17 protein-coding genes are annotated in these 19,727 nt (G+C 70.3%); 10 read left to right on the forward strand and 7 right to left on the reverse strand.

Going from position 1 to position 19,727, the window contains the following annotated elements; genetic code table 11:
• Positions 1-6 precede the first annotated feature (6 nt).
• A complete protein-coding gene (locus ACIQPR_RS04470; protein WP_403641728.1) occupies positions 7-2,757 on the reverse strand; it encodes a penicillin acylase family protein in 2,751 nt (916 codons plus the stop codon).
• Positions 2,758-2,951: 194 nt separating this feature from the next.
• On the opposite strand from ACIQPR_RS04470, the gene ACIQPR_RS04475 reads away from it, so the two are divergent.
• From ACIQPR_RS04475 to mscL, 6 genes are all read left to right on the forward strand, one after another.
• Entirely contained in the window at positions 2,952-4,532 is a 1,581-nt protein-coding gene (locus tag ACIQPR_RS04475) for a potassium/proton antiporter (protein ID WP_403641731.1), read from the forward strand.
• Between the two features lie 271 nt (positions 4,533-4,803).
• Positions 4,804-6,066, forward strand: coding sequence for an MFS transporter (locus ACIQPR_RS04480; protein WP_403641734.1), 1,263 nt, complete (start codon positions 4,804-4,806; stop codon positions 6,064-6,066).
• Between the two features lie 69 nt (positions 6,067-6,135).
• On the forward strand, positions 6,136-6,471 hold the full coding sequence (locus ACIQPR_RS04485) for an FmdB family zinc ribbon protein (protein ID WP_403641736.1): 336 nt from the start codon (positions 6,136-6,138) through the stop codon (positions 6,469-6,471).
• A gap of 187 nt (positions 6,472-6,658) precedes the next feature.
• Entirely contained in the window at positions 6,659-7,492 is an 834-nt protein-coding gene (locus ACIQPR_RS04490) for an S-methyl-5'-thioadenosine phosphorylase (protein ID WP_403641739.1), read from the forward strand.
• A 165-nt stretch (positions 7,493-7,657) separates the two neighbouring features.
• On the forward strand, positions 7,658-8,227 hold the full coding sequence (locus ACIQPR_RS04495; protein ID WP_403641742.1) for a hypothetical protein: 570 nt from the start codon (positions 7,658-7,660) through the stop codon (positions 8,225-8,227).
• 159 nt (positions 8,228-8,386) lie between these two features.
• A complete protein-coding gene (gene mscL, locus ACIQPR_RS04500) occupies positions 8,387-8,848 on the forward strand; it encodes a large conductance mechanosensitive channel protein MscL (RefSeq protein WP_403641744.1) in 462 nt (153 codons plus the stop codon).
• A 38-nt stretch (positions 8,849-8,886) separates the two neighbouring features.
• Here the strand turns inward: mscL and ACIQPR_RS04505 are convergent, their stop codons facing one another.
• Positions 8,887-9,081 (reverse strand): hypothetical protein, encoded by a 195-nt coding sequence (locus tag ACIQPR_RS04505; RefSeq protein ID WP_403641746.1) that lies wholly within the window; start codon positions 9,079-9,081, stop codon positions 8,887-8,889.
• Positions 9,082-9,190: 109 nt separating this feature from the next.
• Between ACIQPR_RS04505 and ACIQPR_RS04510 the strand changes: the two genes are divergently transcribed.
• From ACIQPR_RS04510 to ACIQPR_RS04525, 4 genes are all read left to right on the forward strand, one after another.
• Positions 9,191-10,393 (forward strand): low temperature requirement protein A, encoded by a 1,203-nt coding sequence (locus ACIQPR_RS04510; protein WP_403641749.1) that lies wholly within the window; start codon positions 9,191-9,193, stop codon positions 10,391-10,393.
• A 128-nt stretch (positions 10,394-10,521) separates the two neighbouring features.
• Entirely contained in the window at positions 10,522-11,550 is a 1,029-nt protein-coding gene (locus ACIQPR_RS04515) for a P1 family peptidase (protein ID WP_403641752.1), read from the forward strand.
• 173 nt (positions 11,551-11,723) lie between these two features.
• Positions 11,724-12,950 (forward strand): Ig-like domain-containing protein, encoded by a 1,227-nt coding sequence (locus tag ACIQPR_RS04520; protein ID WP_403641754.1) that lies wholly within the window; start codon positions 11,724-11,726, stop codon positions 12,948-12,950.
• 157 nt (positions 12,951-13,107) lie between these two features.
• Positions 13,108-13,857 (forward strand): DUF6227 family protein, encoded by a 750-nt coding sequence (locus tag ACIQPR_RS04525; RefSeq protein WP_403641756.1) that lies wholly within the window; start codon positions 13,108-13,110, stop codon positions 13,855-13,857.
• A 46-nt stretch (positions 13,858-13,903) separates the two neighbouring features.
• Here the strand turns inward: ACIQPR_RS04525 and ACIQPR_RS04530 are convergent, their stop codons facing one another.
• From ACIQPR_RS04530 to ACIQPR_RS04550, 5 genes are all read right to left on the reverse strand, one after another.
• The gene (locus tag ACIQPR_RS04530; RefSeq protein ID WP_403641759.1) at positions 13,904-14,158 is read right to left on the reverse strand and encodes a hypothetical protein; all 255 of its coding nucleotides are present in this window, start codon (positions 14,156-14,158) and stop codon (positions 13,904-13,906) included.
• Positions 14,159-14,251: 93 nt separating this feature from the next.
• On the reverse strand, positions 14,252-16,285 hold the full coding sequence (locus ACIQPR_RS04535) for a fructose-specific PTS transporter subunit EIIC (protein WP_403641762.1): 2,034 nt from the start codon (positions 16,283-16,285) through the stop codon (positions 14,252-14,254).
• 211 nt (positions 16,286-16,496) lie between these two features.
• Positions 16,497-17,444: a 1-phosphofructokinase gene (gene pfkB, locus ACIQPR_RS04540; protein WP_403641765.1), complete on the reverse strand. Its 948-nt coding sequence runs from the start codon at positions 17,442-17,444 to the stop codon at positions 16,497-16,499.
• A gap of 12 nt (positions 17,445-17,456) precedes the next feature.
• Positions 17,457-18,218 carry a DeoR/GlpR family DNA-binding transcription regulator gene (locus ACIQPR_RS04545; RefSeq protein ID WP_403641768.1) on the reverse strand — a complete coding sequence of 254 codons (762 nt, stop codon included), beginning with the start codon at positions 18,216-18,218 and terminating at the stop codon, positions 17,457-17,459.
• A gap of 170 nt (positions 18,219-18,388) precedes the next feature.
• Entirely contained in the window at positions 18,389-19,120 is a 732-nt protein-coding gene (locus tag ACIQPR_RS04550) for a Crp/Fnr family transcriptional regulator (protein WP_403641771.1), read from the reverse strand.
• Positions 19,121-19,727: the final 607 nt, after the last annotated feature.

Raw genomic sequence — 19,727 nt, forward strand, 5'->3', positions numbered from 1 at the left:
AGCCGGTCACGGCTTCAGCACCAGGGTGTCGCTCGTGCTGCTGTCGACCGCCTTGGACGTGAAGGACCACGGCAGCAGTTCGCCGTTGACCCACTTGCCGGTCTGGTCGGTGTAGTGCGCGCTGAAGGCGTGTCCGGAGGCTCCGGTGAGGTTGATCCACTTGGACTTGTCGAAGTTGTCCAGGTTGACCACCATGCGCATCGACGGCACCCAGACCACTCCGTAGCCGCCGGCCGCGTTCCAGCCGGTGGCGTTGACCGTGGCCTCGCCGCCGCTGAGCTTCCAGGGGCCGCGGTTGAGGATGTACTGGACGATCGAGGGGCCCTCGGTGCCCAGGGTCTGGTTCTTCAGGAACAGGCGGTGCAGCCGGCCCCAGCTCCAGGTGTCGATGTCCTTGCCGAGCTTGGCGGTCAACTCCCAGCGGGCGTCGATCATGGCGCGCTTGAAGAGCTGGTTCATGTTGCTCGCGCCCGGCCGGGTGCCCGACTTGGGGGTCGTCCACCAGTCGCTGTTGGGGTCGTCCATGAGCTTGCGGACGACCTCGAACCAGCGGTCGCCGCCGTCCGGCTGCGCCTGGTCCGCGTCGCGCTCGCCGCACTCGCGCACCTTCTGGTTGGTCTCGTCGGCGGGACCGGTCGTGTCGACCGGCGACACGAAGAGGCACTGTCCCTTGACCCGCAGCTCCTTGGGCAGCTTGTTGCCGAAGGCGAGCTTGAGGATGTTGCGCCAGACCGAGTTGAAGTAGGCGGCAGCGGCCGAGTCGGCGTCCTGGGTGTAGTCCCAGCCCTCCAGGAGCTTCTGCGCCTGGCGCACGTCCGGGTCGGGCTCGTCGATCTTCAGCAGCTTGGGCACCAGCAGCTTGGCGATCTCGCTGCTGTCGTCGAGCTGCATCTGCCGCATGTCGTCGGTGGAGATCTTGCCGCCGCCGTCGATCTTCGACTGGATCAGATCGGTGATGCGCTGGCTACGGGTGCCGTAACCCCAGTCCGTGGTGAGCGTGTACGGGTACTTGTCCTTGTCGATCACCGCCTGGTTCGCGGTGACGATGTAGCCGCGCTTCGGGTTGTACTCGTAGGGCAGCGCGGCCTGCGGGATGTAGCCGGTCCAGTCGTACTTGGAGTCCCAGCCGGGCACCGGCAGCGAGCCGTCGCCCTTGCCGCGCACGGGGATCTTTCCGGGCAGCGTGTAGCCAATGTTGTTCTTGGTGTCGGCGTAGACGAGGTTCTGCGAGGGCACGTCGAACTTCGTGGCGCCCGAACGGAACTCGCTCCAGTCGGAGGCCCTGTCGATGGCGAAGACGGCGTCCATGGTGGTGCCCGGGTCCTCGGCGGTCCAGCGCAGGGCGATGGCGTAGCCGTCGCCTCGGTCGGGGGCGGCGGTGTCGACGGTGGCCTTCTTGCCGACCTTCACGAGTTCGTCGTTGCGGTCGGACAGCAGCGGGCCGTTGTTGGTCTCCCGGACGACGATCTTCTTAGACGCGCCACCGGCGACCTTGATGGTCTCGGTGCGGCTCGTGAAGGGCTTCGTCGTGCCGTCGTAGAGGTACCCGTCGCCGGAGAGCTTCTCCAGGTAGAGGTCGGTGGTGTCGACCCCGGAGTTGGTCATGCCCCAGGCGATGTCCTGGTTGTGGCCGATGACGACACCGGGCATGCCGGCGAAGGTGTAGCCGGTGACGTCGTACTGGCACTTGCTGGAGATCGCGCGGCAGTGCAGGCCCATCTGGTACCAGACGGACGGCAGCGAGGCCTCCAGGTGCGGGTCGTTGGCCAGCAGGGGCTTGCCGGTGATGGTGTGCTCCCCGCCGACGACCCACGAGTTGGAGCCGATGCCCTGGCCGTTGACGCCGACGGCCGTCGGGAGATCGTCCAGGACGTCCGAGAGGCCCGCGAGCTGGCTCGTGAGGGCCGAACCCGACGAGGACGACGAGGAACCCGTCGTGCCGCTCGTGGACGTGCCGGTGGTGCCGTCACCGCCGTCGAACGTCTTGGTGTAGTCGTCGTACTCGCCCTCGGTGACGATCGGCTGGTTGCGGCTGTAGGGATAGTCCGGGTACAGGTCCGCGATCTGCTGCGGGCCGAGGCGGCTGGTCATCAGCGCGCGGTCGATCTCGTCCTGCATGTTGCCGCGCAGGTCCCAGGCCATCGCCTTCAGCCACGACACCGAGTCGACCGGGGTCCACTTCTCGGGCTTGTAGTCGTTGGTGAAACCAAGGGCCGCGTACTCCAGGGAGATGTCTTTCCCGTCCTTGCCCTGGAGGTAGGCGTTGACCCCCTTGGCGTAGGCCTGGAGGTACTTCTTCGTGGAGGCCGACAGCTTGGTGTCGTACTCCTTCTCGGCGACCCGGTCCCAGCCCAGGGTGCGCAGGAACTCGTCGTTCTTGACCTGCCCCTTGCCGAACATCTCGGACAGCCGCCCGGCGGTCATGTGCCGGCGCACGTCCATCTCGTAGAACCGGTCCTGCGCCTGGACGTAGCCCTGGGCCATGAACAGGTCCTCGTCGGAGGACGCGTAGATCTGCGGGATGCCGTAGCTGTCGCGCTTGACGTCCACGGGCCCCGACAGGCCGTCGAGGGTGATCGAACCCGTGGTCTGCGGCAGGGAGGCCCGGACCGTACTGACGGACCAGTAGGCGCCGTAGGCGATGCCCCCGATGATGGCCATGACCAGGACGAGAACCAATAGACGGGCTTTGCGCCCCTTTTTCCTGCCGGACTTGCCGGGCTTATGACCCGATGAGGCGGTGGTGTTGGGGGGCATCGCTGTCCTTGCTGTCCTAACGCGAGCGGCAGGGCGGGCTGTGCTTTTGACTGAGCGCTGGAGCAACCATAGGCGCAGGCTTCCGAGCGACTTGACGCGGAGTCGGGTACCGGCGCGGACGGGCGTTCGATCTTGCCTCGCGGAGTGTCAAGAAAGCGTCAAGAGTTAGGTAAGGTAACGAAGTACTTGGATGTGTGGCGCCGCCGTCCCGCGTCCCCTGTACATGTGCTGCCGCCCCGGACGCGCGTCAGCCGAGGAAGGGAAGCTTTCTGACTGTCCACCACCTCGACCAGCTTCTGCTCGTCTGCTCGCTCGTCCTGCTCGTCGCCGTCGCGGCGGTCCGGATCTCCTCGCGCAGCGGGCTCCCCAGCCTGCTCGTCTACCTGGGGATCGGTATCGCCATGGGCCAGGACGGCGTCGGCGACATCCACTTCGACAACACCGAGCTGACCCAGGTCATCGGATACGCGGCCCTGGTCGTGATCCTGGCCGAGGGCGGACTCGGCACCAAGTGGAAAGAGGTCAAGCCGGTCCTGTCGTCGGCCGCCACCCTGGCGCTGGCAGGAGTGGCGGTGAGTGTCGGCGTCACGGCCGCGGGCGCGCACTATCTGGTCGGACTGGAGTGGCGGCAGGCGTTCATCATCGGGGCGGTGGTGTCCTCGACGGACGCGGCGGCGGTCTTCTCCGTGCTGCGCAGAATCCCCCTCCCCGCGCGCGTGACGGGCACTTTGGAGGCCGAGTCCGGCTTCAACGACGCACCCGTGGTCATCCTGGTCGTCGCCTTCTCCACGGCGGGCCCGGTCGAGCACTGGTACACCCTGGTGGGCGAGATAGCCCTGGAGCTGGCCATCGGCGCGGCCATCGGCCTCGCGGTGGGCTGGCTCGGCTCCTGGGGGCTGCGGCATGTGGCGCTGCCCGCCTCCGGCCTCTACCCGATCGCCGTGCTGGCGATCGCGGTCACCGCGTACGCGGCGGGCGCCCTGGCGCACGGCAGCGGCTTCCTCGCGGTCTATCTCGCCGCGATGGTCCTCGGCAACGCCAAGCTCCCCCACTGGCCCGCGACGCGCGGTTTCGCCGACGGGCTGGGCTGGATCGCCCAGATCGGCATGTTCGTCCTGCTCGGCCTGCTGGTCACCCCGCACGAGCTCGGGGACGACGTCTGGCCGGCGCTGATCATCGGCCTGGTGCTGACGATGGTGGCCCGACCGCTCAGCGTGGTGGTCAGCCTCACACCGTTCCGGGTGCCCTGGCAGGAGCAGTCGCTGATGTCCTGGGCCGGGCTGCGGGGCGCGGTGCCCATCATCCTGGCGACCATCCCCATGGTGAACGGCGTCACCGGCAGCCGTCGCGTCTTCAACATCGTCTTCGTCCTGGTCGTCGTCTACACCCTCGTCCAGGGGCCGACGCTGCCCTGGCTGGCGCGCAAGCTGAAGCTCGGTGAGGGCGCGGAGGCCGCCGACCTCGGCATCGAATCGGCCCCCCTGGAACGGCTGCGCGGACATCTGCTGTCCGTCGCGATCCCCGGGGAGTCGAAGATGCACGGCGTCGAGGTCAACGAGCTGAGACTGCCGGCCGGGGCCGCGGTGACCCTGGTCGTACGCGACGGAAAATCGTTCGTCCCACTGCCCTCGACGGTCCTGCGGCGCGGCGACGAACTCCTGGTCGTGGCGACGGATCCGGTCCGGGACGCGGCCGAACAGCGGCTGCGGGCGGTGGGCCGCGGCGGGAAGCTGGCGAGCTGGCTCGGCACGGACAATGCCGCGGCCGGTCGTTAAGGGCATGTTTCGTACGGTTCACACGTTCACCAATCACAGGTGAACGCGCGCGTGGTGCCCGTTTTCACAGGTCCACCGGGCTTCACTCCCTGTACGATGAAGGCACATTCAGATCGAACCAACTCTGCCTGACGCAGTGCTGGCGCGACCGTATGGCGGCCGAACCCCTCCTCCGCAGCGGGCACGGTATCTACCGCAGTTCCGCGCAAGAGGACAGTGCTCGGCGCCCCCCGCACAGGGCGCGCTACCAGGTGGCAGAAAGGCACGGGCCGTGGCATCCACGGTCACCTCTCGTCCGGGATACGGGCAGTTGCTGCGCACGCGCGGCGCCTGGACGTTCCTGCTTCCCGGCTTCGCCGCGCGTCAGCCGTTCGCGATGCTCACCATCTCCATCGTGCTGCTCGTGCAGCACACCACCGGCTCCTACGGCGCGGCGGGCGCCGCCGCGGCCGTCACCGGTGTCTCCATGGCCCTGTTCGCCCCCTACAGCGGGCGCCTGGCCGACCGCCACGGGCAGCGGGCCGTGCTGATTCCCGGCGTCCTGGTGCACACGCTGTCGGGCCTGACGTTCACCGCGCTCGCGCTCGCCCACGCCTCCTTGTGGGCGCTGTTCGCGGCGGCCGTGCCGACCGGTGCCTCGGTGCCGCAGATCGGGCCCATGGTGCGCGCCCGCTGGGGCGTACGGCTCCAGGACTCGCCCCTCATGACGACCGCCGCGGCCTTCGAGTCCGTCACCGACGAACTGACCTTCGTTTTCGGCCCGTTGCTGGCGACCGCCCTGTGCACCACCGTGAACCCGGCGGCCGGCCTGGTCACGGAGGCCGGACTCACCCTGGTCGGCGGCCTGCTCTTCGCCGCCCGGAAGAGCACCCAGCCCACCGTGACCACCGACCGGCACGCGCGCGTGGAGCACGTTTCCGCACTGCGTGTCCCCGGAGTGCGCGTACTGATCGTGACCTTCCTGGGCATCGGTTCCGTCTTCGGCGGAATGCAGGTCTCCCTGGCCGCCTTCACCGAGTCAATCGGCGAGCCGGGCCTGAACGGCGTCCTCTACGGCACCTTCGCCGCCGGCAACATGCTCTCCGGGGTCGTCTGCGGTGCCGTTGCCTGGAAGATCGCCCCGCAGCGCCGACTACTGGTGGGCTACGCGGCCCTCGCGCTGACCGCGTCCGCGCTGTGGACCGCCCACTCGGTGCTGCTGCTGGCCGGCCTCGGTCTCCTGGTCGGCATGTGCATCGCGCCCGCCCTGATCACCGGCTACACCCTGGTCGAGGGCCTCGTTCCGGCCGGTGCCCGCACCGAGGCCTTCACCTGGCTGACCGGCGCGGTCGCCCTGGGCCAGGCCGCCGCCGTCACCGTCGCCGGACAGTTGGAGGACCGCCTGTGGGGCGGCGCCGGTTTCCTGGTGCCGATGGCCGGTACGGTGCTCGCCCTGGGGACCCTGATCGCACTCCGGTCACACCTCGCGACCCGGCCCCACCACCGCACGGTGGCACGTGGCGTCGGTCACCGCGTGCCGGTGGCAGTGGACTGATCCCCGGGAATAGGTCACTATGGACGCTCGTTAGCACTCATTGAGTGAGAGTGCCAGGAGGAAGACACAGTGCCGACCTACCAGTACCAGTGCACCGAGTGCGGCGAGGGCCTTGAAGCGGTCCAGAAGTTCACCGACGACGCGCTGACCGAGTGCCCCAATTGCGGTGGCCGCCTGAAGAAGGTGTTCTCCGCGGTCGGCATTGTCTTCAAGGGCTCCGGCTTCTACCGGAACGACAGCCGCGGCTCCTCGTCGAGCAGCTCGCCGGCCACCTCGAAGCCGTCGACGTCCTCGGACGCCAAGCCGTCCACCCCGTCGACCACGTCCTCGTCGTCGTCTTCGGACTCCACGTCGAAGTCGTCGAGCTCCGGCTCCTCGACCGGCAGCAGCAGCTCGGCCGCGTAGGCCAGTAGGTCACGCAGGACTTCTCGACCGAAGACCCTGTCGTCGTACGACGACAGGGTCTTCGGCGTTTTTCCGAACCGGTGCCGAGCCGGTCTCCGAACCAGTACCGAGCCGATTCCGAGTCAGTTTCCGCACCGGTTCCCGAGGCCGCTCCTGCGCCTTTTCGGGGGCGGCTAGTGTGCTGGTCATGGCGAACGCAGAGATCGGCGTAATCGGCGGCTCCGGCTTCTACTCGTTCCTGGACGACGTGTCCGAGATCCAGGTGGACACGCCCTACGGGCCACCCAGCGACTCCCTCTTCCTCGGCGAGATCGCAGGCCGGCGGGTCGCGTTCCTGCCCCGGCACGGACGCGGCCACCATCTGCCTCCGCACCGCATCAACTACCGGGCCAACCTCTGGGCGTTGCGTTCCGTGGGCGTGCGCCAGGTCCTCGGTCCGTGCGCGGTGGGCGGGCTGCGCCCCGAGCACGGGCCGGGCACGCTGCTGGTGCCGGACCAGCTGGTGGACCGTACGAAGTCGCGGGCGGCGACGTACTTCGACGGGCTCCCGCTGCCCGGTGGCGGGGTGCCGAACGTCGTGCACGTGTCCCTGGCCGACCCCTACTGCCCGACCGGCCGGGCGGCGGCGCTGAAGGCCGCGCGCGGGCGGGACTGGGAGCCAGTCGACGGCGGCACGCTAGTGGTGGTCGAGGGGCCGCGCTTCTCGACCCGCGCCGAATCCCTCTGGCACCAGGCCCAGGGCTGGTCCGTGGTCGGCATGACCGGCCATCCCGAGGCACCTCTCGCCCGCGAACTGGAGCTCTGCTACTCCTCGTTGACCCTGGTCACCGACCTCGACGCGGGCGCCGAGACCGGCGAGGGCGTCTCCCACGACGAGGTGCTCCAGGTGTTCGCGGCCAACGTGGACCGGCTGCGGGGCGTGCTGTTCGACACGGTGGCCGCGCTGCCTGAGAACGGGGCGCGGGACTGCCTGTGCGCGAACGCGCTGGGCGGAATGGATCCGGGCTTCGAGCTGCCGTAGCGGACCGGGCGGTGGGGACGACGGGCGCTTCCCGGTTGCGGAACTTCCCGTTCGGGTGAGGCAGTTGTCCACAACCGGCGGGTAGCGCACGGGCCTCGGCGGACCGCGAGGAATTCCCGCATCGTGGGAGCGCAAATCGATCCCTCGTCGCAGGTGGTGATCCACATGTCCCTCTCCCCTCCCGGTTCTCCTCTCATCTCCCCTGCCATTCCGCGCCCGTTGGGCACCGACGCTCCGGCGACGTGCGAGGTGCCGCACTTCGCGCCGGTGCGGGTGCGCGGCGGGTGGTACCGACTGCGCCGGCTGCTACGGCACCGCAGGCGGGCCGTGGCCGCCGGGCTCGCGGTGACGGCGGTCGCGCTCGTGGCGGCGGGCCCGCGCGACACGGCGCAGGCGCGGCACGGCGACCGTCCCCGCGGGCATCCGGTGGCCGACCCGGTACGGCAGCAGCGCGGGGCGGTCGAATGGGTGTCGGCTCCGGTGCGGATCGCCGACGCCGGTACGGTCCGGCTGCTGCGGTCCGGCGACCGGGTCGACGTGATCGCGGCGCAGGACACGGCGGCGGGCGGTGACGCCGAAGTGGTCGCGCGCGGGGTGCGGGTGACGAAGGTGCCCGAGCCGCTCGACGAGGCGGCGGGCAGCGGGGCGTTGGTGGTGCTCTCGGTGCCGCGTGCCACGGCGGCGCGGCTGGCCGGTGCGAGCGCCACCGCGCGGCTGGCGGTGACGATGTATTGATCCGTGCTCTTCGTTTCGTGAGCCGCTCCTTCAGGCGCCTGTGCGAATTCGTGTCAAGTCCCTCGTTCGAGTTACGGAATTGGACACGGCGGCCTCGCCGTGACGTAGGTTGCGGAGCTGTTGGTTCCACACCCTGCGCGTGCGAGAAGAGGCTCCGAGTTGAGCGAGAAGAAGAAAGAACCGGGCGTCTGGCAGGGGTTCAAGACCTTCCTGATGCGCGGGAACGTCGTCGATCTGGCAGTCGCGGTGGTCATCGGCGCCGCCTTCACGAACATCGTCAACTCGGTGGTGAAGGGGCTCATCAACCCGCTCGTCGGCGCGATCGGCACGCAGAACCTCGACAGCTACAGCTCGTGCCTGAGCGACAGTTGCTCAGGGGACAAGGGCATCCAGCTGATGTGGGGCTCGGTGCTGGGCGCCGCCCTCAGCTTCGTGATCACCGCCGCGGTGGTCTACTTCCTGATGGTCCTGCCGATGTCGAAGTACCTGGCCCGGCAGGAGGCCCAGCGCAAGGCCAAGGAGGGCACGCACGAGGTCATCGAGATCACCGAGCTGGAGGTCCTCAAGGAGATCCGCGACGCGCTGGTCGCCCAGCGCGGCAACGGACACCGGGAGCCGTAGCCGACGACCCGGGCGTTACGAGAGCCGTGACCGGCGGCTCAGATGTGGTGGGGCGGCTTCTCGTCGAGGAAGCGCCTGAGATCGGCGGCGCTGTCGCCCTCGGCCCGCTCGCCCCACCCACGGTCCGTGTCGTCCGCGGAGGGCCGGCTCAGCGGGTCGTCGAAGACCAGGGCGGGCTTCGGACGGCCCGGCCCGCTCGGTTCGCGCGGCTCGGGGGCGGGGACGGTACTCATGTCTCCAGCGTACGGCCACGGCGGCCACGAGTGCGCCCCGTGGACGGCGGCCCGGCGACCGAGCGGCCCGCTTCTGAAAATCGTGCCGTTATCTGCTGTGCTTGTGGGCATGACGTCCGAGATTCCCAGACCCCTGCGCCCGCTGACCGCCCGCGGCCGGGACGAACCACACCGGGTCGCCTCGCCGCTGGAGCTTTTCTTCGACCTGTGTTTCGTCGTGGCGATCGCGCAGGCGGGGGTCGAGCTGGCGCACGCCTTGGCCGAGGGGCACGCGGGACAGGGCGTCCTCAGCTACTCGATGCAGTTCTTCGCGATCTGGTGGGCCTGGATGAACTTCTCCTGGTTCGCCTCGGCGTACGACAACGACGACGTGCTGTACCGGATCGTCACCCTGGTGCAGATCTCCGGTGTGCTGGTCCTCGCGGCCGGCGTCGCGCGAGCCTTCGAGCACCACGACTTTCTGTTGGTGTGGCTCGGGTACGTGATCATGCGGTTGGCGATGGCCACCCAGTGGCTGCGGGCGGCGCGAGGCACCACCGGCCCGGAGCGGACGATGGCATTGCGGTACGCGGGCGGCGTGCTGCTCTGCATGATCGGCTGGACGGGCCTGGTGGTCCTGCCGGAACCGGCCCGCGGCTGGGTGTTCCTCGTGATGGTGATCGCCGAGTTGTGCGTTCCGCGCTACGCGGAGAAGGACTTCCCTACGCCGTGGCATCCGCACCACATCTCGGAGCGGTACGGCCTGTTCACGATCATCGTGCTGGGCGAGACGATCGCGGCGGCCACGGTGGCCGTGAGGTCCGGGGTGGACGAGCACGACGCCCTGGGCGAACTGCTGCCCATCGCGGCGGGCGGGCTGCTGATCGTGTTCGCCGCCTGGTGGATCTACTTCGTGGTGCCGATCCACGGCCATCTCCGGTCCAACCGGCAGGCGTTCCTGTGGGGGTACGGCCACTATCTGATCTTCGCGTCGGCGGCCACGATCGGCGCCGGTCTGGAGGTGGCGGTCACGGAGGCGACCGGCAGGGCGCACATCTCGACGCTGGCCGCGTCGGCCGCGGTGACGCTGCCGACGGCGCTGTACCTGTTCAGCGTGTGGGCGTTGCACGCCCGTCACTACAAGGTGGGCCTGGCCCAGCAACTGGTGCTTCCCGTCGCCGCGTTGCTGGTGCTCTGCTGCACCTTCCTGGGCTCCTGGGCGGTGCTCGCGGCGGGTCTGGTGTCGGCGCTGACGGTGGCGGTCGGCACGACTCTGACCGCGCTCTCGGCCGGCGTGGCGGGCGAGGCCGAGGCGACGGTACCGGTGGGCTGACCGGCACCCGTACCCAGTCGACCAGCAGGGGAACAACGCTCCACACGGAGCCGACCAGCGACCCAACAACCGCCCCGACCGCACCACCGGTCCCCGGATCCACCGCGCGCTGCATGAGACTGGACTCCATGACAGTTGACGCATTGACGGACGTGGCCGGAGTGCGGGTGGGTCACGCGACGCGCTCGGGGGACGGCTGGCTCACCGGTACGACCGTGGTGCTCGCGCCCGAGGGCGGGGCGGTGACCGCCGTGGACGTGCGCGGCGGCGGGCCCGGTACCAAGGAGACGGACGCGCTCGATCCGCGCAATGTGGTGCAGCGCGTCGAGGCGATCGTGCTGACCGGTGGCAGCGCGTACGGGCTCGATGCCGCGTCCGGGGTGATGGCCTGGCTGGAGGAGCAGGGGCGCGGGGTGCGGGTGGGCGCGGATCCGGCGCATGTCGTGCCGGTGGTGCCCGCGGCCTGTGTGTTCGACCTGGGGCGGGGCGGCGACTTCAAGGCCAGGCCGGACGCGGCCACCGGGCGGGCCGCGGTGGAGGCCGCCGCGATCAGCGGGCCGGGGGTGCGGGTGCGCGAGGGGTGCGTGGGCGCCGGTACGGGCGCCGCGGTCGGGCCGATGAAGGGTGGCGTCGGGACCGCGAGCATCGTGCTGGAGTCGGGGATCACGGTGGCCGCGCTGGTCGTGGCGAACGCGGCGGGGTCGGTCGTGGATCCCGAAACGGGCGTCCTGTACGGCGAGTTGTTCCAGGGGCGGGTGACGTACCCGGAGGCGCGGGTGCATGAGGCCGCGCGTCGGCGGCTCGCCGAGACGGCCGCGCAGCGCACGCCTCCTCCGCTGAACACCACGCTCGCCGTGGTCGCCACCGACGCGGACCTGTCCAAGGCGCAGGCGCAGAAGCTGGCCAGCACGGCGCACGACGGCATCGCGCGTGCGGTGCGGCCGGTGCATCTGCTGCACGACGGGGACACGGTGTTCGCGCTGGCCACCGGGGCCCGTCAGCTCGACGCCGAACACCCCCTCGCCCTCAACGACATTCTCGCCGCCGGCGCGGACGTGGTGACGCGGGCGATCGTGCGCGCGGTGCGGGCCGCCGAGTCGGTGGACGGGCCGGGCGGGGCGTGGCCGTCGTACGAGGAGCTGTACGGGAGGCGGTAGGCGTCCTGTGGTGGTGTGGGTCCGGTGTTTCCGGGGCTTCGTCCCGGTGTTTGTCGCGGTTCTGTCACCGGATGGCGTTCTTGGGGAACGGCGGGAACCCGTGCGGGGGCGGGGACCCTCTTTGTCCACGCATCGCAGCGGATCACCCACACCACACGAACCTGGAGCAGCCCGTGACAACGCCGGACATAGCAGCGCGGCGCGTACTGGGGGCCATCGCCGCCCTGGTGGTCGGCACCCTCACCCTCAGCGCGTGCGGCGGCAACGCCAGCGCGGATTCCGACACCAACGGCAAGGGCGTCGGCGGTTCGTCGGTCAAGGCGTCCACCGCGAAGATCGTCATCTCGGCCAAGGACGGTTCGATGAACGCGTCCATCAACTCCACCGGTGTGCAGGTCAGCAACGGCCGGCTGACCGAGGTGAAGATGACGGTGGCCGAGTCGGGGCAGGCCGTGGAGGGCGCGGTCTCCGCGGACGGCGCGAGCTGGAAGCCGAAGGCGCAGTTGGAACGCGGGACTAAGTACCGGATCTCGGCGACCGCGAAGGACGCGAGCGGCAAGACCTCCGCGGCGAACTCGGTCTTCACGACGGTCAGTTCGAGCAACAGCTTCATAGGGACGTACACGCCGGACAACGGGACGACGGTCGGTGTGGGGATGCCGGTGTCGTTCACCTTCGACAAGGTGATCGGCGACAAGAAGGCCGTGCAGTCGCACATCACGGTGACGTCCAGCAGCGGGCAGCAGGTCGTGGGGCACTGGTTCGGGGCGCAGCGGCTCGACTTCCGGCCGCAGGAGTACTGGAAGGCCGGTTCCAAGGTCACGATGAAGATCGACCTGGACGGGGTACAGGGCGCGAACGGCGTCTACGGCGTGCAGAAGAAGACGGTGACCTTCACCATCGGCCGTTCGCAGGTCTCCACGGTCGACGTGAACACGCAGACCATGACGGTGGTGCGGGACGGGCAGACGTTCAAGTCGCTGCCGATCTCCTCGGGCGACCCCGAACACACCACGTACAACGGCCAGATGGTGATCTCCGAGAAGTTGACACAGACGCCGATGGACAGCCGGACGGTGGGCCTCGGCAACGCGTACAACATCCCGGACGTGCCGCACGCGATGCGGCTGACCTCGTCGGGGACGTTCATCCACGGCAACTACTGGTACAACCAGTCCAACCCGCCCTTCGGCCGGACCGGCACCAGTCACGGCTGTGTGGGGCTCGCGGACGTGCAGGGCGCGCAGGGCGCGACGAACGCCAAGTGGTTCTTCGACAACTCGCTGATCGGGGACGTCGTGATCGTGAAGAACTCCCCCGACAAGCAGGTCTCCCCGGACAACGGGCTCAACGGCTGGAACATGGCGTGGAGCGAGTGGACCGCGGGAAGTGCCGCCTGACCGGCAGCTTTTGACGGAATTTCGGGCCGCGCGGGAACATCTCGCGCGGCCCGCGCGTTTTCCGGGCATACGTTTTCTCGGTTCTCGGGCACGATGTCCGACCGAGGGGCTACGGTATGCACCCACAAGGTGACATGCAGCAACGCCGGGAGAAGCCTTGAGCGTTCCGTACGACATGGCAGCGTACGAACCACCCGAGTCGCACGAGTCTCCGGAGGAGCACCTCGCGCGACTGCTCGGCCGTGCCCTGAACTCCTTCGAGTTGCCGGACGAGACGATACGGCTGGTCCTGGACTGCGCGCTGGCGTACGACGGTTCGCTGCACTCCGCGCACCACAGCGCGGGCCTGCACCGGGAGACGTACCGGCACACGTGGCTGCTCAGCGACGGTTCGGCGCTGACCCTGTGGGAGCTCGTCCACAACACCGTGCTGGGCCGGGAGGCGCAGCACGAGGTGTATGTCGACGAGGAGGAGTTGCGCACGGCGACCGCGCGGCTGCCGATGCCGCCGGACACGACGGACTTCGAACTCCCGGTGCTGGTGCACCTGTCACCGATTCCGGAGCCGCGGCACTCGTATCTGGCGGACAATTCCGCGGACCACGCGCGGCGTTTACTGCGTCGCGCCGAGAACGCGGACCAGCCGGACGAGGAGACGGCGGCGCTGCTGGCGACGGCGTTCGCGCACCAGATCATCCAGGCCTTCGGCCGCCCGTACCGAGCGGGCCGCGCGGCGGCGTGCTTCTCGCTCTACGAGCACGCGTTCCTGCTGCCGGACGGCGCGGAGATCTCCCTGTGGGAGGTCGAGCACACGGCCACGCCCGACGGCCGTCACATGTGCGAGGTGTACGACAGCGAGGACGCGGCCCGGGACGCGATGGAACGCCGGGCGGCGCAGGTCTCGTAGGACCCACCCCCGGGCAGGGCCCCGGGCGGAAGTGCGGGTGGGGGGTTCAGCGGCCGTCGCTGAGTTGTCGTACGAGACCGGCGAAGGCGTCGCGCTCGGCCGGGGTCAGTTCGACGGACTCCAGGTGGGGAGCGGTGGCGCGCTGGTTCGGGAAGCCGTGGAGCGGGTGGGCCGCGTGCCACACGGTGGGTTCGACGAGGGCGCGGCGCAGGATGCGGGTCAGGCCGAGCACCCAGGCGACGGTCGCCAGGGCGAGGACGGCCACACCGGTCAGCTGGAGGATCGAGACGTGCTCAGGCATGCGTTCCAGTAGACACCACGGTCCGGGACCGTGGTCCCGGACCGTGACGAATCTCGCAGTTGCCGTGAACACCTCACAGCGGGCCAAAAGCAGCTAGGCGGCGACCGGTTGCTTGGCGTCCGCCGCGGGGGCCGCCATGTCTTCCGGCGCTCCGGGGGCCGTGCTCCCGGCGGCCGGCTTGCGCATGCCCTTCAGTACGACGACCAGGGCCGCGCTGACGCACATGCCGATCGCGATGGCGATCAGGTAGAGGAACGCGTGGCCGATCAGCGGGACCACGAAGATGCCGCCGTGCGGAGCGCGGAGGGTCGCGCCGAAGGCCATCGACAGGGAGCCGGTGATCGCGCCGCCCACCATCGAGGACGGGATGACCCGCAGCGGGTCGGCCGCCGCGAACGGGATGGCGCCCTCGGAGATGAAGGAGGCGCCCAGGACCCATGCGGCCTTGCCGTTCTCGCGTTCGGTCTCGGTGAAGAGCTTGCCGCGCACGGTCGTGGCCAGGGCCATCGCCAGCGGCGGGACCATGCCCGCCGCCATCACCGCGGCCATGATCTTCATCGCGGAGTCGCTGGGGTTGGAGACCGCGATACCGGCGGTGGCGAAGGTGTACGCGACCTTGTTGACCGGGCCGCCGAGGTCGAAGCACATCATCAGGCCGAGCAGGGCGCCCAGCAGGATGGCGTTGGAGCCGCTGAGGCCGTTGAGCCAGTCGGTCATGCCCTTCTGCGCGGAGGCGATCGGCTTGCCGATGACCACGAACATCAGGAACCCGACGATCGCCGTGGAGATCAGCGGGATCACCACCACCGGCATGATCCCGCGGACCGCCTTGGGGATCCTCACCTTCTGGATCGCCAGCACCACGCCACCGGCGATCAGACCGGCCGCCAGACCGCCGAGGAAGCCCGCGTTGATGGTGGAGGCGATCATGCCGCCGACGAAGCCGGGCACCAGGCCGGGCCGGTCGGCCATGCCGTAGGCGATGTAGCCGGCCAGGACCGGGACCAGGAAGCCGAAGGCGACGGCGCCGATCTGGAACATCAGCGCGGCCCAGCTGTCGGTCTGCGTCCACGCGAAGTGCTGCATGACCGAGGGCGCGGACTTGATCTCGTAGCCGCCGATCGCGAAGCCGAGGGCGATCAGCAGACCGCCTGCCGCGACGAACGGGACCATGTAACTGACGCCGGACATCAGCCACTTGCGCAGCATGGTGCCGTAGCCCTCGCCCGGTTCACCGCCGCGTTCGACGGGGGTCGGGGCGCCCGCGCCGGCCGTGACCTCACCCCGCTCCGCCTTGCCGCGGACCTCGGTGATCAGCTCGGCGGGGCGGTTGATGCCGGCCTTCACGCCGACGTCGACGGTCGGCTTGCCGGCGAAGCGGGCCTTGTCGCGGACGGGCACGTCGTGGGCGAAGATCACCCCGTCCGCCGCCGCGATGACCGCCGGGTCGAGCCGGGTGAAACCGGCCGAGCCCTGGGTCTCCACGACGAGTTCGACACCGGCTTCGCGGCCGGCGTTCTCCAGCGACTCGGCCGCCATGTAGGTGTGCGCGATACCGGTGGGGCAGGAGGTGACGGCGACGATCCGGAAGGGGCGGTCGCCCTCCCCCGCCGGGTCGGTGCTGTCCGCTGCGGCACCGGCGGAGGCCGCCGCCGGTGCCGCAGCGGAGTCTGTGGAGCCCGCGGGCTCGTCGCCGCGGATCAGCGCCGCCGCGCCCGCCGCGTCGCCGACGGAGCGCAGCGCGGACGTGAACTCGGCGTTCATCAGCTGCCGGGCGAGCGCCGAGAGGATCGTGAGGTGGGCGTCGTCGGCCCCGGCGGGCGCGGCGATCAGGAAGATCAGGTCGGCGGGGCCGTCCGGGGCGCCGAAGTCGATGCCCTCGGCGCTGCGCCCGAAGGCGAGCGTCGGCTCGGTGACGTGCTCGCTGCGGCAGTGCGGGATGCCGATGCCGCCGTCGAGGCCGGTCGGCATCTGCGCCTCGCGGGCGGCGACGTCGGCGAGGAAGCCGTCGAGGTCGGTGACCCGGCCCTGGGCAACCATGCGCTCGGCGAGGGCGCGTGCCGCCGCCTCTTTGGTATCGGCGGACAGGTCGAGGTCGACCAGGTCCGCGGTGATCATCTCGCTCATCGCGGGCTCCTTCGCACGCGTATCGCCCGGGGAGTGCCGTGGGCGGGGGTGGGGACGGGGGGGAAGACGGGAACGGGAACGGGGACGGGGACGGGGGTACCGCGGGGTGTCGCGGTGGGGGTGGCCGGGGTGGTGGCCGGGGTGACTGACCGCGGGGTGTGCCGCCGCCCTCCGGCCGGTTCGAGGGGTGTCCTGAGGGCCGTAGAAACGTTCATGCGACCGGCTCCGTCAGGACGCGGTCGACCGGGACGTCGGTGGTGACCGTGACGGCGGACGGGTCGAGGTCGGACGGGGTGGGCATCACGCTGCCGGGGAGCTGGACGGCCGCCGCGCCGTGGGCGACCGCCGAGGCGAGGGCCTCGGGGCCGTGGCCGCCGGCGATCAGGAAGCCGGCCAGCGAGGAGTCCCCCGCGCCGACATTGCTGCGGACGACGTCGACGCGCGCGCTGCCGTACCAGGCGCCCGAGGCGTCGACCAGGAGCTGGCCGTCCGCGCCGAGGCTGGCGAGGACCGCGCCCGCGCCCAACTCCCGTAGTTCCTCGGCCGCCTTGACGGCGTCGCCGACGGTGGCGAGGGGGCGGGAGACGGCCTCGGCGAGTTCCTCGGCGTTGGGCTTGACGACGTCGGGGTGCTCGCGCAGGGCCTCGATGAGCGCGGGGCCCGAGGTGTCCAGGGCGATGCGGACGCCGGCCGCGTGGGCGCGGGCGACCAACTCGGCGTACCAGGACGGCGCGAGGCCGCGCGGGAGGCTGCCGCAGCAGGCGATCCAGTCGGCGTCACGGGACTGCCCGCGCACGGTCTCCAGGAGCAACTCCTGTTCGGCGGCGGTCAGTTCCGGGCCGGGGGCGTTGATCTTCGTGAGGACGCCGTCCGCCTCGGCCAGCGCGATGTTGGAGCGGGTGGCCCCGGCGACCGGGACCGGCGCGACCTCGATGCCCTGCGCGTCGAGCAGGCTGGCGACCAGTGCGCCGGGCGCGCCGCCGAGCGGCAGGACGGCGACCGTACGACGGCCCGCGGCGGCGACCGCGCGGGAGACGTTGACGCCCTTGCCGCCCGGGTCCATGCGCTCGCCGGTGGCCCGGATGACCTCGCCCCGGTCGAGGGAGGGGACCTCGTAGGTGCGGTCGAGGGACGGGTTCGGGGTGACCGTGAGGATCATGCGCACTCGTTTCTAGACACACAGCACTTGCGTGCCGCCGCGCTCCATGGCGGTGGCGTCTTCCGGGCTCAGCCCGCTGTCGGTGATCAGGAGGTCCACGTCGCCCAGGGCGCCGAAGCGGGCGAAGTGCTCCTGGCCGTGCTTGGCGGAGTCGGCGAGCAGCACGACCCGGCGGGCGGCGCCCATCGCCGCGTGCTTGACCGCGGCCTCGGCGAGGTCGGGCGTGGTCAGCCCGTGCTCGGCGGAGAAGCCGTTGGCCGCCACGAACACGACGTCGGCGCGGATCTCGCCGTAGGCCCGCAGCGCCCAGGCGTCCACGGCGGCGCGCGTACGGTGCCGCACGCGTCCCCCGACGAGGTGGAGCTGCATGCCCGGGTGGTCCGCGAGGCGGGCCGCGATGGGCAGGGAGTGGGTGACGACGGTGAGTTCGGCCTCCAGCGGGACGATGCCCGCGAGGCGGGCCACCGTCGTCCCGGCGTCGAGGATCACCGTGCCCTGCATGGGCAGTTCGGCGAGGGCCGCCTTGGCGATGCGGTCCTTCTCGTCGGCCGCCGTCGACTCGCGCTCGGCGAGGTCGGGCTCGAAGTCGAGCCGTCCGGCCGGTATGGCACCGCCGTGCACCCTGCGCAGCAGGCCCGCCCGGTCGAGGGCCTTCAGGTCGCGGCGGATCGTCTCCGCGGTGACCTGGAACTCCTCGGCCAGCGACACGACGTCGACCCGGCCGCCGTCACGGGCCAGCCGGAGGATCTCCTGCTGCCGCTCCGGTGCGTACATGTCCGTTCGCCTCCGACCAGTGCCCGAACTTGTGGTTTCGCTCGGAGGCTACGCCCACATTTCCGGAAAGTAAACAGGTTCGGGCATCAGGCGGACATGAACGGGCAGAGGGTCACATCAACAGGGGGCGCCGGAAGGGCCGGCCGTGAGGGGCCGTTCGGGCGTCGGGGTCAGTGTCCGGCGGCGCGGTGACGCAGCGCGTCCACATCGTGGACGACGAACCGGCGGTATCCGGCCTCGACGATCCCGTGGTAGCGCAGGGTCCTGATCGCGTTCTCCGTGGTCGAGACAGCGAGCTGGAGCGCGGCGGCGAGGTCCTTCTGGCTCGGGCCGGTGATCCTGACGCGGTCCGCCCGGGGGTCGGGGCGGCCGGCGGTGTCGGCGAGATGCGCGAGGAGTCTGCTGACCCGCTCCAGGGGCGGCCTGGTGGCCATCGTGTAGACGAGTTCGTCGCTGCGGCTACGGTCCTCCAGGCTGCGCAGCAGCGCGCGCTGGGCCTCGGGCCGCTTGCGGAGCAGGGCGTTGAAGTGATGCGCGCGGCACGGGATGACGACGGTTCCGGTCAGGCACTTGGTGCGCACGGCGGAGTCGTCGGTGACGAGCTTGGCCTCGCCGACCAGCTGGCCGCGGCCCCGGAAGCGGGTGATGGTGGGCACGTTCTCGCCCGCGCCCAGCGGGAAGCGGTCCTGGCGTACGACGCCGTCCCAGATGATGTACACGTCCTGGTCGGCCGGTCCGATGGGCAGGTGCTCGTCGCGCGCGAAGGCACGGGGGCGCAGGCCGGCCCGCAGCAGCGCGCGCCACTCCTTGTCCGCCAGCCAGCGCAGGAAGCTTCCCTCGGGCTGGTCCCCGTGCTCCAGGAGGAGGTCGGGAGGGCGGGCGGTGTCGACGGTCGAGGACACGTTCACTCCCCCGCTCCGGCGTGCGGGCCCTGCGGTACGCGCGCTCCGGCGTACACGCGCCGCGTTGCACGCCGCGGTACGCGCTGGTGACGAGGTATCACGGTACGCATGGGGTCTGAAATCCCTTTCCCTGTTTCTCTGTTCTGTCGGGACTCCGGAACGCCGCTGGTCGGCGAGGTTCCGGAGTGACGGGTCCGGCCTCCCTCTCCGGGAGGTGCGGCAATCGCCCGGTTGGTGAGGCCGGGCGGAGCGGAAACAGCAGCCGGACAGACCGTACCGCTCGTCGCGAGAGATAAGCCAGTCGCGATTCCGAAGGCACCGGGACGGTTAGCGATCATGGTCGAAACTCCCTCGCAACGGGGTTTTCCGACGGGAGAACACACTCAATCCGAGGGGAAAAGCCGCCGAAAAGTGGCCACCCATTGCGCAATTACCAAACCGCTTATCCCCGTTGTCCGCGTCCCGCCGAAGACGCGGCGGGGAGCTTCTCCGGCGAGCGCCATATGGCGTCCGCACAAACGGGCGGCAAAGACGAGAGGCCCCGGGGCACCACCCCCAGGACCTCCCGGAAAGGTCCGGACCCGTCAGGATCAGACCGCTGCCCAGT

Origin of the sequence: Streptomyces sp. NPDC091280 (assembly GCF_044768565.1) — a bacterium.
In the GTDB taxonomy this organism is placed as follows: Bacteria; Actinomycetota; Actinomycetes; order Streptomycetales; family Streptomycetaceae; genus Streptomyces.